This window comes from Vreelandella populi (assembly GCF_003989825.1).
Lineage (GTDB): Bacteria > Pseudomonadota > Gammaproteobacteria > Pseudomonadales > Halomonadaceae > Vreelandella > Vreelandella populi.
The window spans coordinates 1-12,901 of sequence record NZ_RZHE01000011.1 but is presented as its reverse complement, the minus strand read 5'-3'; the positions used below and the strand labels follow the sequence as shown (position 1 = coordinate 12,901).

Sequence of the window (12,901 nt, the reverse complement as noted above, 5' to 3'; positions counted from 1 at the left end):
CTTACGCGCTAGCGAGGCCGCACACGGTGGTTAATAGCGGAGATGTTTCGCGCAGTCGGCGAAGCTCGCTAAGCTGTGCTTCTCCCGTGTCGTTATTTAACGGTACCAACTCGCGGCTTTCGCAGTTTAGAACGTAGGGTTGGGTGATGAGGATATCGGTATGGTGGCGCTCGAACTGATACAAAATGAATTCCACCACCGGCGTGTCATCAATCTCACGGATAACAATATTGTCGCTATCGACCACGCTAAACTTGGTGGTCATCGGAAAGGCAAAGGTCCAGGGGCGCCATACGGCGCTTGAGGTGTCGCTTGAAATCACGATGGCGGTGTTGGGTAGCTGAGTCTGTTTATGTTCAAACCACATATACTCCACCTGGATCTGGTAGGCCAACATGCCAAGCCCGCCGAAGACAGGCACGATCCATTTAGGAAGTCGTTTGCCACTTAACGTGCGAAGTAGTAGGCCGATCCCTGCACCGGCAAGCCCGGCAAACACGGCGGCGATCAAGTGCCATATCATAAAACATCCTTTCTGAAAGTCATCGGGCCTCCCTGAGGAGGCCCGATGGTCACTCTATGATTTCCGACGTGTAAAACGCTCGGAATGATTATGGCTTAGTGATCAATCGCTACACCAGCCCCTTTTGGATAGCGAACGCTTTCTACCAGCTCGCGAATCTCCTGCGGCGGCTTGGCAGTGACGCTGGATACCGCGAAGGCAACCGCGAAGTTGATCATCGCACCTATCGCACCGAAGGAGAGCGGCGAGATGCCAAGGATCCAGTTATCGGGCGTGTTGGCCAGCGTGTTGGTGCCAGGGATGAAGAACCAACCCAGGTAGGTGAAGATATACAGCAGCGTGCAGATCAAACCTGCCAGCATGCCGGCAATCGCGCCCACGTTGTTCATGCGGGTCGAGAATATACCCATCATGAGTGCCGGGAACAGCGAGGCGCCGGCAATCCCGAAGGCAAGTGCCACGGTTTGCGCGGCAAACCCGGGCGGGTTCAAGCCCAGGTAAGTCGCCAGTAGGATAGCACCCCCCATGGAGATCCGAGCCGCGAGCATCTCACCTTTCTCGGAAATCTTCGGATTGATCATGGTCTTGATCAAATCGTGGCTGATTGCCGAGGAGATCGCGAGCAGTAGACCGGCCGCTGTGGAAAGGGCCGCGGCAATACCGCCAGCAGCGATCAGGCCGATAACCCAGCCTGGCAGGTTAGCGATTTCCGGGTTAGCAAGAACCAGGATATCGTTGTTAACCGTTAGCTCGTTGCCTTCCCAACCGCGATCAGCGTAGTCAGTTGCATCATTATAGAACTGAATACGACCATCGTTGTTAACATCATTGAAGGTGATTAGCCCGGTATCTTCCCAGGTGCGGAACCATTCAGGGCGGTCTTCGTAGAGAATGGGGGTCTGTGCGGCCTCGTCATAGTTTTCAACTTGACCAGCCATTTCTGGATAAACCGTGGTCATCAGATTCAGGCGCGCCATGGAGCCTACGGCAGGAGCGGTGAGGTACAGCAAGGCGATGAACACCAGCGCCCAGCCGGCTGACCAGCGTGCATCGGCTACCTTTGGTACGGTGAAAAAGCGAATGATTACGTGGGGAAGGCCCGCAGTACCCACCATCAGTGAAAGCGTGAACAGCACCATGTTGAGCTTGTTGTCCACATCGGCGGTGTAGTCCTGGAAGCCTAACGCGCTTACCACATCATCGAGCTTCTGCAGTAGGGGAACGCCCGATTCGGTATGCGTGCTGAACATGCCGAACATGGGGATGGGGTTGCCGGTCAGCTGGAAAGCGATAAATACGGCGGGGATCGTATAGGCCACGATCAGCACCACGTACTGAGCCACCTGAGTATAGGTAATCCCTTTCATACCCCCGAAAACGGCGTACAGGAAGACAATTAAAGCCGCCAGCCAGATACCCCAGGTGTTGCTGACTTCCAGAAAGCGTGAGAAGGCCACACCAGCGCCGGTCATCTGGCCGATAACGTAGGTGACCGAGGCGATGATCAGACACACGATGGCCACAAAACGGGCGGTATTGCTGTAGAAGCGGTCGCCGATAAAGTCAGGCACGGTGAACTTGCCGAACTTGCGCAGATAGGGCGCAAGTAGCATCGCCAGAATAACGTAGCCACCGGTCCAGCCCATCAGGAAGCCAGAGGCGCCATAGCCGCCGCTAGCGAGGATGCCCGCCATGGAGATAAACGACGCCGCGGACATCCAGTCAGCGGCCGTCGCCATGCCGTTGGTGATCGGGTGGACACCGCCACCCGCGACGTAGAAGTCCTTGGTGGACCCCGCGCGCGCCCAGATCGCAATGCCGATATACAGGACAAAGGAGGCGCCAACGAACAGTAGGTTGATTGCAAACTGGCTCATACTGGCTTACTCCCCAAGGCCAAATTTTTGATCGAGCTTATTCATTCTCCAGGCGTAGAAGAAGATAAGGACAATGAAGGTAAGGATGGAGCCTTGCTGAGCAAACCAGAAGCCCAGGTCTGTTCCCCCCACTGGAATGTTCGCCAGGATCGGACGGAATAAGATCGCGCATCCATAAGAAACGAAGGCCCATACCACCAGGCATCCGAAAATCAAGCGAACGTTGGCTTTCCAGTATTCAGCAGCATTGGATTTGTCGTCTGCCATTGTGTTGCTCTCCACTTGTGTTTTTAAGGTTTGGAAAGTTCACCAGGAATAGCGTTTGGCGTATCAGGGTAATTACACGCCAAAAACCACTTGTCTTTTAGTTGTCAGTTATAAGGCCGGTTCAGTTTGGCTGAGTTGCCGTTTAAGAGTTAAGGCGAGTTTTGGTTGATCATATGAGATTACCCTGAATCATACAGTGTTAATACTGGACAATAATAGCTAAAAAATAAATCCCAGACTTTGGTATCACAGTCGCTTCAAAAACATGAGTACGTTTTAATGCCACTGTAATGAAAGAGGTTTTTGACTTATGACAAATAACTGTCGGTTAATAGAACAATAGTCTAGGGTTTGATTTAGGCTATTGTTTGCTACTTTGAGTAAACGGTCAATTATGCCTATTTTAGATTATTAAATGCACTACTTTAGTCGTTAATCCAAACGTCGAGTCGACGTTAGCAGCATAGCTAAAGGTATACAGAAGAAGATTAAAATAACGCTTTTTAAATAATTTTTAGGTGTTTTTAACTTTGATTAGTTGCTGTTTTCGTCGGCTGGCTGTTAATAGCAAGATACTTTCCCGTTTAACAATAACAAGCGACATATGGCACTCAAGCCGTATGCAGGAACGGCTCTCATACGTACGATGATCTGATCGCCTTTACGTTATCCGTCGCTTTCCTCTTGAGTAAAAGAGCCTTGTCGTGAGGGCATGCCCAATGGTTGATGTTGATCTGTCCCAGCCGCCGTTTATGCTGCTTGATGATGAAGGGCGCGACCACGTTCGTCGAGGCATGGACCTTGCCTACTTTGAGCCCGATACAATCATTCTGGAAACGGGAGAAAAGGGCGAATATGTCTTTCTTATTCATAAAGGCGAAGTCGCCGAGATCGACACCACCTTGCCTGCCGCCAGCGCCCGTATAGGCCACTACACGGCAGGCGACCTGTTTGGTGCTATCAGTATCTTGAACGGCAAAAGCCGCTATCGCTTTCAAGCCGAGCAGGAGTGCTTATGCTATCTCATGCCCAGCACGCTATTTACCCAGCTATGTCAGCAGTATCCGTCGTTTGAGCAGTTTTTCAGGCAGACGCTGGCGCATAAAGCGCGCTTACTAACCGAAAAGCGTGCCGAAGGCGGCGTGACCATGGCGGGGTTCATGCTGGCCAAAGTCAGCGAATGCATGCGCCAGCCATTGTTGATGGATGCATCAATCAGCATTGCCGGCGCTGTAAAAAAACTCAATGACAGTCATGCCGATAGCCTGCTGGTCGAGACTCAAGGCCGGCTTGGCATGGTCACTAAAACGGATTTGCTCAACGGACTGGTCATTGAAGGTTACACGCAGGACGCCCTTATTGATCAGGTGGCGCACTTTACACTGGTCACCGTGACACCCGAGCAGTATCTCTTTGAAGCCCTGGTATTAATGACCCGGCACAAGGTAACGCGGGTTGTGGTCATGGAGCAGTCAACGCTGAAAGGGGTGGTCGAGCTTACTGACGTACTCAGCTATTTTTCCAGCAGAAGCTATGTGGTGAGCCTGCAGGTGGAGCAGGCCAACGACCTGGAGACATTGGCGTCGGCCAGCCATCGCACTCCTGAGCTGGTCAGCGCGCTCATGGCGCAGGGCGTCAAGCTGCGCTTTGCCATGGATCTACTCGCAGTACTCAACGGCCGCATCATGAATAAGGCCTGGGAATTTACCGTGGATGAGCAGCATCATTCCCAAAGCTGCCTGATGGTCATGGGTAGCGAAGGCCGGGGTGAGCAGATTCTTAAAACGGATCAGGATAACGGGCTGATTCTGGCCGACGATGCGCAGTGGCCCGATGTTGCAGAGAATATGCAAGCCTTGACCAATACCCTGATTACCTTGGGGTACCCGCCGTGCCCTGGCAACATCATGGTGTCCAATCCACAGTGGGTGGCCAGTGTCACTGAGTGGAAAAAGAGCATTGCCAGGTGGGCCGATGTACGCGATGGCGATAGCCTGATGAAGCTTGCCATCATGCTTGACGCCCACTCGGTCGCGGGTAATCCGCGGCTGCTGGAAGGCGTGCGCGAAGCACTGTTTGAACGCTGTGCTCGTGATGAAATTCTGCTTTCCTACCTTGCGCGTACGGCGCTGCGCTTTTCAACGCCACTGACCCTGTTCGGCTCGCTTAAAAAGCCCCAGCACGGTATCGATATCAAGAAGGGTGGCATTTTCCCGATTGTACACGGCGTGCGGACCATGGCGCTTGAGCGGCGTATCGGCGTGACCTCAACGCTTGGCCGGTTGAAAGCGCTTGCCGATGACGGCCGCCTTGAGCGTCGTATGGCCGATGACCTGGGGGAGGCGCTTTCGTTATTGACCGAACTGCGCCTTAAGCAACAGCTGAGTAGTCAGGAGATTAACGATACCCACTCCAACCGTGTCATCGTTCAGGAGCTGTCCTCTCTTGAGCGCGATCTACTGCGGGAGTCGCTGCACATCGTCAAGGACTTCAAGCAACACCTTTCCCACCGCTACCACTTAGAGTACTCATGAGCAGCATGCAGGGAATCGATAAATACGCCGCGCTATTCGGACGCTCGCTGCGCGGGGTAATCAAGCGTGAAAGAGACCGTCGGCGCTACGCGAATACGCCCTATGCCTGGCTGTTCCAGCCCTATATGGGGGAGGAGCTAGTGGCCCTGGCCTGTCAGGTGACGCCGGGAGAGACGCCTACGATAAGCCTTGCCGCGGTGATTCTGGATCAGCAGCAGATTCACCTGAGCCAAGCCTGGGTGGCGACCTTTTCAGGCCCTCAAGCAGCCTGTGAAAAAACGCTCCGTCGCCATCGGGAGCTTTATAATATCGAGACGACCTTGCTGTTTAGTGTTCAGACGCTGAAAGGTTTGGCCGATTTTATTGGTAATCGGCCTTTGATTGGCTGGCAGCTGGATCAACAACTGTCGACGTTAAATGATGCGTTTAACGATCACTTGGGCTTTGGGCTGCCTAACGCGCAGGTGGATGTCGCTAAACTGCATCAGCGCCAACTACGCCGTAGACATCCTTTGGTAGAGGCTCCCTGCCAGTTTTCTGACGCGCTGACGTGCTGGCAAATTCCCGCTATCGCCACGCGCGGCTTATTGGGTAAAGCGACCGCCAGCGCTTTGCTTTATATGCGTTTACAGCGTGATATGACCCAATCTGGTTAGCATTTGACGAATAAATGACCTGAGCTTGCCAGTTGGGGGAATGGAAGGAGTATTGTTAGAATAACCTCTGCTCCTTCTACCATTGGCAGTGCTTATACCATGCAACACATTGATCATTTTGACCCCGCCTCCGCAACGGTTGCACCGGCAGCTGGTTTTGAAAGCCAGCAAGACCTTTCTGATGCCAAACAAAAGCGCGAATTCAACAAGTTGCAAAAGCGACTGCGGCGTGAAGTGGGTAATGCGATTATCGATTACCAAATGATTAATGAAGGCGACCGGGTCATGGTTTGCCTTTCCGGTGGTAAAGACAGCTATACCATGCTTGAGATCTTGCGCAATCTGCAGCGCAATGCGCCGGTGAATTTTTCACTGGTGGCTGTCAATATGGATCAGAAACAGCCCGGCTTTCCCGAGCATATACTGCCTCGCTATCTGGATAATCTTGGCGTGGAGTATCACATTCTTGAGCGCGATACCTACTCGGTGGTGAAAGAGAAAACCCCCGAAGGCAAGACGACCTGTGCGCTGTGTTCGCGGTTAAGGCGCGGGTCGCTTTACGGGTTTGCCGAAGAGATTGGCGCCAACAAGATCGCCCTTGGTCATCATCGTGAAGATATCCTGGAAACAATGTTTCTGAATATGTTCTTTGGCGGCACCTTGAAAGCGATGCCGCCCAAACTGCTTTCCGATGACGGCAAGAATATCGTGATTCGCCCGCTGGCCTACTGCAAAGAGGCGGATATTGCGGAGTTTTCCCGGCTGATGGAATTTCCGATTATCCCCTGCAACCTGTGCGGCTCACAGCCCAACATGCAGCGCCAGATCGTCAAGGAAATGTTGGCCGAGTGGGATAAGAAACATCCAGGCCGCCTTGAGAGCATGTTCAAGGCCGTCACCAACGTGGCGCCATCCCAGTTGGCTGACCGCGACCTGTTTGACTTTGCCGGCCTTGAAGCCAAGCAGGCCGACCTGATGAATGGGCGTATCCAGGCGTTTAACGTGAACTGACCGTATGGCCGTCCTCTTCGGTCAGGGCAATCAGGCGCTGCATATCGAGAATATTGACCTCCCGTCCCGAGACGGCCATCACCTTTTGCTGCTGAAAGCGGCTCAAAATACGGCTGACCGTCTCGACCGCCAGGCCCAGATAATTACCGATATCCGCCCGAGCCATCGAGAGGCGGAAGCTGTAAGGGGAGTAGCCGCGGCGCCGGAAGCGTTCTGACAGCGTGAGTAGAAAGCTTGCCAAGCGCTGGTCGGCGGTTTTGCGCGATAAAAGCCGCATCATGCGCCGGTCATCGCGAAGTTCTTTACTCATGCTGCGATACAGCTGACCGCGAAGCTCCGGCAGTTCCTCTGAAAGCATGTCCAGCCGGTCAAAAGGGATTTCGCAAATGGTCGTGGTTTCCAGGGCAATCACGCTGCCCGGGTAGTGCTCTTCATCAATACCGTCCAACCCGACAAGCTCGCTGGGTAAAAAGAAATTGGTGAGCTGGTCATTGCCGTTACCTTCGCTGGTTACCTGCTTCAGACTGCCCGAGCGTACTGCATAAACGCTGGTAAAGCGGTCGCCCTGGCGAAACAGAGGCTCGCCTTTTTTGAGCGGTGTCCGGCGCCGGATAATGGCGTCAAACTGGCCCATATCTTCAAGCTCAAGCGCAAGCGGCAGGCAGAGCGAGCTTAGGCTGCAGGTCTGACAGCGTGCTTCCTGAAGAAGCGAGCGTCGTTGGCTTGCCAGTGATGACATATCTCTCTCCGTGTCGTGTCTTGTACCCTGATGGGGGTACGGTCAACCTGCTACACAATCTTTGAATAGCGCGGGCTTGAGTGACCGAGCAAATAGGTATCAAACGCCATGGCCAGGTGGCGAATCAGTAAACGACCTATAGGCGTTACGCTAAGCGTATCACCCTGCCAGGTGATTAGCCCATCCCGCTCGGCGGTGCGCAGCTTTTCAAGCGCATCGGTAAAGTAGCCAAACGCGTTAATTTTCCAATGCTGGCCGACAGCAGCCAAATCTAGTTGCATATCGCACATCAGCCGTTCAATGACGTCGGCTCTTATCAAGTCGTCTTTAGTTAAGCGCACGCCTTTTATCGTGGCTAGCCGTCCTTGATCCAAAGCGGCTTCATAGCTTGCCAGGTCAGTCGGGTTCTGGGCGTAAATATCATCTATGCGTGAAATGGCCGAGACGCCTAGCCCGATCAAATCGCACTGCGCATGGCTTGAATAGCCTTGAAAGTTGCGCTGCAGCGTACCGTTGGCCTGAGAAACCGCCAGGCTGTCGTTAGGCTTGGCGAAATGATCCATACCGATATGTATATAGCCTGCAGCGGTTAACCTTTCGATGGTCGCGCGCAGGATGGCAAGCTTCTCTTCGGCACTGGGTAGGTCGTTAACCTGGATGCGCCGCTGGGGTTTAAACCGTTCGGGCATATGGGCGTAGTTGAACACCGACAGCCGTGCCGGGCTCAGCTCGATCACCTGTTCCAACGTTTCGCTAAAGCTCTTTTCGGTTTGAAAAGGTAGCCCGTAAATGAGATCCAGGTTCAGAGAGCGAAAGCCTAGCCGGTGAGCTTCGTCCATAAGCGTTTCGGTCAGCACGCGGGGTTGGTGGCGATTGATCGCTTTTTGAACCTGAGGGGCCAGGTCCTGAACACCGAGGCTCAAGCGGTTGAAGCCCAGCGACTGCAAATGGCGCAGGGTAAACACATCCGCTTCGCGCGGGTCGATTTCAATGGCGTAATCGCGGTCGGCGGCACTTGAAAGCCCAAACCGGGCATCCAGTCGGTCGATCAGATCGCCCATTTGCGAAAGCGATAGGAAGGTTGGCGTGCCACCTCCCCAGTGTAGCTGCTCGACCGGGCGTGATGTGTCCAGATGGCGTGATGTCAGCACCATTTCACGATCAAGCCGCGAAAGGTAAGGCTCGGCCAGCGAGGTATCTTTGGTAGCGATCTTGTTACACGCACAGTAAAAGCAGATCTTGCGGCAAAACGGTACGTGCACATACACAGAAAGCGGACGGTTGCGCTGATTGCTGCGCACTAGCGCCTGGGTAACGTTATCCGCTGTAAAGTGCTCATGAAACGCCAGGGCGGTTGGGTACGACGTATACCGCGGGCCGCTTTTATCGTAGCGGCGTAGCAGTGCCTGATTCCAGTGAGCCGTTGACTGGTCGGCGGGGGCGGCGACAGTGGCACAAGCTGGCATGAAGAACGCCTCCAGTAGCTGATACGTTTAGAACCTGCTGGAAGGTTAAACGAGAGAGCGTCGCCAAGTGTTGAGCTACATCAAGGATTGGTGTGAGAGTGTGAATGAGAATGCGTGGGTGAATGATTATGTGAATCATGATGGGCACCTGAATGTGCATTAAGCGCCCACAGTTGCCATAGCGCAAACGCAATAATAGTGAGTGCCGCTAAAGTACGTGTGGCGGGATGGCGAATCAGACGGCCGAGCTTGTGAGCCGCAAACCCGGTGGCCAGCAAAGCGGGCAGCGTACCAAGACCGAAAGCGCCCATCAGTAGCGCCCCCTGAAGCGGCTGAGCCGTTGCCAGGCTCCAAGCCAGCATGGCGTAGACCAATCCGCAGGGCAGCCAGCCCCAAATGGCACCCAGCGCGAACGCTTGGGGAAAATGCACCACCGGCATCAAGCGACGGCCCACCGGCTCAAGGTGTCGCCAAAGGCGCTTTCCCAAGGCTTCTATGCCGAGCAAGCCTTTCCACCAGTTGGCGATGTAAAGTGCCATTAAAATCAGCATGACTGCCGCTAACCCCTGTAGAAGCTGGCGGGCCAACGGCGAAAGAGAAATGAGCGTGCCCAAGGCGGCCACTAGCGCTCCTGCTGTCATATAGCTTGAGATACGGCCAAGGTTATAGCTCAGCAGCAGACCGCCCATGCGCAAGGGGCTGCGCATGCTGGGCGGTACGGCAAAGGTGAGCGCTCCCATGATTCCGCCGCACATACCGATACAGTGGGCACCGCCCAGCAAGCCAAACACAAAGGCCGCCAGCAAGGGTGGAAGATCAAACCCGCTAGGATTCATAAATTGCCCCTGGTTTGAAGAAGGGAAGGCCTGAAAGCCGCTGCGTATTGCCTAGAACGGCCAGCAAGCTTACGGCAGTACCCACAACCGCGCCCCAGAGTGGAAGATAACCCAGTGCGGCCAAGGACAGCAGCATAAGGCTTGCGGCTAAAGCTATGCATTGATTCTGCCGGGTGCAGCGTTTTGCCAAGCGGGCAATATACACAGCTTCTTCAAGGCGGCTTGAACGAGGGCTAAGCACGATTACCTCAGGGCAAGCCGCTATAGAGGCAGAAGCCGGGTGGTTTGTCTGCGCCAGGCAAAGCAGGGCGTCAGGATGGGTAACCACTACACCACGCCTGCGCAGCTGTTGATAACCGGCAAGCAGGCCTGCTGGAGCCGCCAGCGCCAGGGCGAAGGGGCTTCCCACGACCAGCATGGCGAGTGCTCCATCCAGCGTCTGGGTTGGCCCAAGCCGCCATCCAATGGCCGCCATTGCGGCAGTTCCCAGCAGTACACACACAACCCACCTATGTATTTTTCGAGAGTCGATCTCGGCCAAGGGCTGCTCGCACCAGGCGGCTTTCACCTGAGCGTTGATGCGCGCGATACGTGTATGGGAGCCTATCTGCATTACCTTGATGGTCAACGGGTTTTCCAGATTCTGGCAGCCACACAATACATGATCGCCCACTTTACGTGTGACAGGTAGCGGTTCGCCGGTAAGAATCGCCTCATTCAGGCTTGATTCCCCCTGAACTATCGTGCCATCAACCGGAAGGCGCTGCCCGGCTTTCACCACTATCAAGTCACCGGTCATCAGTTCACTTAAGGGGAGTATGCGCTCACTTCTTGCGTCGCCCTCGATTCGTGTCGCAGAAACGGGCAACCTAGAATGCAGAGCCTCTTTCAGGACGTGTCGAAGCTTAATGTAGCGGCCTAGTAGTAGGAAAGTGGTTAACAAGGCAATAAACCCTGCATAGGACTCGCCGGCATGCAATATCACGCTATAAATGCTTGCCAGGTAAGCACCAAACAGGGCAATTCCCGCAGGGAGCATGGGGCCAAAACGGCCGCGTTTGAGATCGACGAACACCTGGTGAAAAAAAGGCTTTGCGGTAAACATCACGGCAGAGACGAGCGCAAGCGATAGCCAGGCAAGTAGAATATCAGCACGGCCGCCGCTTGCTTCAACCCCGTCCATAGGGCGATAAAAATTCAAAAGGACAATACCCCCCAGGCTTGTTGCCGCTATTGTCAGGCGCTTGGCTGTCAGGCGTTTCTTATTCTGCAAACGCGTTTGGTCAGGGTCAGGCGTAAAGGGAAGACTGTTGTAGCCAATAGCCGCAAGCTCAGCCATGAGTCTGGAAATTTTAAGCTGATCTGGTTGCCAGCTAACGGTTAGCCGATGGTGGGTCATATTTACCGCGCTTGAAACGAGTCCATCAAGCGCATTCAAGCGGTGTTCAATCAGCCAGGCGCAGGCATTGCAGGTAATGCCTTCCACCGCCAGCGTAGCGCTTGCCTGCCCGGTATCGCCTTCATGCGTCACGAAGGTACGCTGCCGTTCAGGCTGGTCAAAGTGCGCCCAGGCAGCGCTATCCAGCGCATCATTAGCCGGCCTTTCAGGTAGCTCGGTACGCTGGAGGTAATAGCTTTCCAGGCCACCCTCAACAATGGCATGGGCCACAGCTTCACAGCCTGGACAGCACAGGGGATGCACTGTGTCATTCAGCGTAATGTGCCAAGGCGCATTGGCGGGCACGGAGCTGCCGCAGTGATAGCAGGCACTGGCCGCAAACGTTGTCATGGCCTTGCTGTCAGCGCTGTAAGTTGCCATATGATCAACGCTTTATCCGGCAAGACGCTTTCCTTGAGTGAACGGCCCATGGGCAGATAATCAATAAATAGTAAATGCTTAACAGCTTGAAAAGACTAGCAGGATACTCAGAAAACTTCTGCCAGTTATAGCCATCAGGAGAGCTAACGGTGACACAGGACGCGTACTCGGAATACACCCCCATTCAGCCAGCAGCATTAGCCGGGGCCTTAAAGCAGGTCGCCTCGCCACGTTTGCTGGTGGAAGGGTTAGGGCCTTTGGCTGTGGTGGGGGAGGCGCGCATTGGACGGCTTTTATGGGCCCACGGGGCGGGCGCGGGGCATCAGTCGGCGTTTATGCAGCAGATGATCAAGGCGCTCGCCGCAGAGGGCATTCAGGTATTCGCAATTGATTTCCCGTATATGCAGCAGATGCAGCAGCAGGGCAAGCGTCGCCCGCCGCCAGCGGTTGAGCGCACGCTGGAAACGTTGATGGCGTGGTACCGTCTACTTGAGCCGCTAGGTGACCTACCCTTATGGGCAGGGGGTAAATCCATGGGTGGCCGAATTGCCACACTGCTGGCAAGCCAGCATGCCTGCCCGGGTGTCATTGTGGCAGGCTATCCGTTTCATCCGCCTAAAGCGCCTGAAAAGCTTCGCTTAAGCCATTGGCCCGATATTCAATGTCCGCTACTGGTGCTGCAGGGAGAGCGCGACCCTTTTGGCATCCGTGAAGAAGTAGAGCGTTATTCACTGATTCCCCATGCCTGCCTAAAATGGCTCACCGATGGCGATCACGATTTCAAGCCAAGGCGTGCTTCCGGGTTAAAACATGAGTTTTTGATTGACGAAGCAGCCCAACTTGCGGCATCCTTCGTCCGCGCTCATGGAACGTCTTCGGGAAGGTGAGCAACGCGCTGGTTTAAATCATAAAGTTTAAACGTAACGTGTTGACATCCAGGCAGGCTTCTGTAGAATGCAGCGCCACGTGACCAGCGGGTGGTTAGCTCAGTTGGGAGAGCACCAGCCTTACAAGCTGGGGGTCACTGGTTCGAACCCAGTACCACCCACCATCGCAAGATGGTCTGGAAACGTAAAGCAGTATCAAAGTAGCATCAGCATGATGTAATAGCGGACCGGTAGTTCAGTTGGTTAGAATGCCGGCCTGTCACGCCGGAGGTCGCGAGTTCGAGTC

Annotated in this window: 11 protein-coding genes and 1 tRNA gene; 5 read left to right on the top strand and 7 right to left on the bottom strand. The window is 54.4% G+C overall.

Annotated features, from left to right (window positions below; genetic code table 11):
• Position 1: 1 nt before the first annotated feature.
• The 3 genes from ELY25_RS11625 to ELY25_RS11615 all read right to left on the bottom strand — a co-directional run bounded on the left by ELY25_RS11625 (position 2) and on the right by ELY25_RS11615 (position 2,667).
• Positions 2-523: a hypothetical protein gene (locus ELY25_RS11625; RefSeq protein ID WP_126951450.1), complete on the bottom strand. Its 522-nt coding sequence runs from the start codon at positions 521-523 to the stop codon at positions 2-4.
• A gap of 95 nt (positions 524-618) precedes the next feature.
• The gene (locus tag ELY25_RS11620) at positions 619-2,400 is read right to left on the bottom strand and encodes a sodium:solute symporter family protein (protein ID WP_126951449.1); all 1,782 of its coding nucleotides are present in this window, start codon (positions 2,398-2,400) and stop codon (positions 619-621) included.
• 6 nt (positions 2,401-2,406) lie between these two features.
• Positions 2,407-2,667, bottom strand: coding sequence for a DUF4212 domain-containing protein (locus ELY25_RS11615; protein ID WP_126951448.1), 261 nt, complete (start codon positions 2,665-2,667; stop codon positions 2,407-2,409).
• Positions 2,668-3,386: 719 nt separating this feature from the next.
• Between ELY25_RS11615 and ELY25_RS11610 the strand changes: the two genes are divergently transcribed.
• The 3 genes from ELY25_RS11610 to ttcA all read left to right on the top strand — a co-directional run bounded on the left by ELY25_RS11610 (position 3,387) and on the right by ttcA (position 6,868).
• Entirely contained in the window at positions 3,387-5,201 is a 1,815-nt protein-coding gene (locus ELY25_RS11610) for a DUF294 nucleotidyltransferase-like domain-containing protein (protein ID WP_126951447.1), read from the top strand.
• A complete protein-coding gene (locus tag ELY25_RS11605; protein WP_236995722.1) occupies positions 5,198-5,857 on the top strand; it encodes a 3'-5' exonuclease family protein in 660 nt (219 codons plus the stop codon). The genes ELY25_RS11610 and ELY25_RS11605 overlap by 4 nt, the downstream gene beginning before the upstream one ends.
• A 99-nt stretch (positions 5,858-5,956) precedes the next feature.
• Positions 5,957-6,868 (top strand): tRNA 2-thiocytidine(32) synthetase TtcA, encoded by a 912-nt coding sequence (gene ttcA, locus ELY25_RS11600; RefSeq protein WP_126951446.1) that lies wholly within the window; start codon positions 5,957-5,959, stop codon positions 6,866-6,868.
• Here the strand turns inward: ttcA and fnr are convergent.
• The 4 genes from fnr to ELY25_RS11580 form a co-directional block, all read right to left on the bottom strand.
• Complete coding sequence (fnr, locus tag ELY25_RS11595) at positions 6,855-7,607, bottom strand: fumarate/nitrate reduction transcriptional regulator Fnr (RefSeq protein WP_126951445.1); 753 nt, start codon at positions 7,605-7,607, stop codon at positions 6,855-6,857. The two genes, ttcA and fnr, sit on opposite strands and share 14 nt — an antisense overlap.
• A gap of 50 nt (positions 7,608-7,657) precedes the next feature.
• Positions 7,658-9,073: an oxygen-independent coproporphyrinogen III oxidase gene (gene hemN / locus ELY25_RS11590; protein WP_126951444.1), complete on the bottom strand. Its 1,416-nt coding sequence runs from the start codon at positions 9,071-9,073 to the stop codon at positions 7,658-7,660.
• A gap of 80 nt (positions 9,074-9,153) precedes the next feature.
• Positions 9,154-9,909, bottom strand: coding sequence for a sulfite exporter TauE/SafE family protein (locus tag ELY25_RS11585; protein WP_126951443.1), 756 nt, complete (start codon positions 9,907-9,909; stop codon positions 9,154-9,156).
• The gene (locus tag ELY25_RS11580) at positions 9,899-11,728 is read right to left on the bottom strand and encodes a heavy metal translocating P-type ATPase metal-binding domain-containing protein (RefSeq protein ID WP_126951442.1); all 1,830 of its coding nucleotides are present in this window, start codon (positions 11,726-11,728) and stop codon (positions 9,899-9,901) included. The genes ELY25_RS11585 and ELY25_RS11580 overlap by 11 nt, the downstream gene beginning before the upstream one ends.
• Positions 11,729-11,877: 149 nt before the next feature.
• On the opposite strand from ELY25_RS11580, the gene ELY25_RS11575 reads away from it, so the two are divergent.
• The gene (locus ELY25_RS11575; RefSeq protein WP_236995720.1) at positions 11,878-12,615 is read left to right on the top strand and encodes an alpha/beta fold hydrolase; all 738 of its coding nucleotides are present in this window, start codon (positions 11,878-11,880) and stop codon (positions 12,613-12,615) included.
• Between the two features lie 88 nt (positions 12,616-12,703).
• Positions 12,704-12,779 (top strand) — tRNA-Val (locus ELY25_RS11570).
• Positions 12,780-12,901 lie beyond the last annotated feature (122 nt).

What these genes read in the sequence shown, in the direction of transcription:
- ELY25_RS11615 (WP_126951448.1), bottom strand. Translation starts at nt 2,667, where the DNA reads ATGGCAGACGACAAATCCAATGCTGCTGAATACTGGAAAGCCAACGTT.
- ELY25_RS11620 (WP_126951449.1), bottom strand. Translation starts at nt 2,400, where the DNA reads ATGAGCCAGTTTGCAATCAACCTACTGTTCGTTGGCGCCTCCTTTGTC.
- ELY25_RS11610 (WP_126951447.1), top strand. Translation starts at nt 3,387, where the DNA reads ATGGTTGATGTTGATCTGTCCCAGCCGCCGTTTATGCTGCTTGATGAT.
- ELY25_RS11585 (WP_126951443.1), bottom strand. Translation starts at nt 9,909, where the DNA reads ATGAATCCTAGCGGGTTTGATCTTCCACCCTTGCTGGCGGCCTTTGTG.
- ELY25_RS11625 (WP_126951450.1), bottom strand. Translation starts at nt 523, where the DNA reads ATGATATGGCACTTGATCGCCGCCGTGTTTGCCGGGCTTGCCGGTGCA.
- fnr (WP_126951445.1), bottom strand. Translation starts at nt 7,607, where the DNA reads ATGTCATCACTGGCAAGCCAACGACGCTCGCTTCTTCAGGAAGCACGC.
- ELY25_RS11580 (WP_126951442.1), bottom strand. Translation starts at nt 11,728, where the DNA reads ATGGCAACTTACAGCGCTGACAGCAAGGCCATGACAACGTTTGCGGCC.
- ELY25_RS11605 (WP_236995722.1), top strand. Translation starts at nt 5,198, where the DNA reads ATGAGCAGCATGCAGGGAATCGATAAATACGCCGCGCTATTCGGACGC.
- hemN (WP_126951444.1), bottom strand. Translation starts at nt 9,073, where the DNA reads ATGCCAGCTTGTGCCACTGTCGCCGCCCCCGCCGACCAGTCAACGGCT.
- ttcA (WP_126951446.1), top strand. Translation starts at nt 5,957, where the DNA reads ATGCAACACATTGATCATTTTGACCCCGCCTCCGCAACGGTTGCACCG.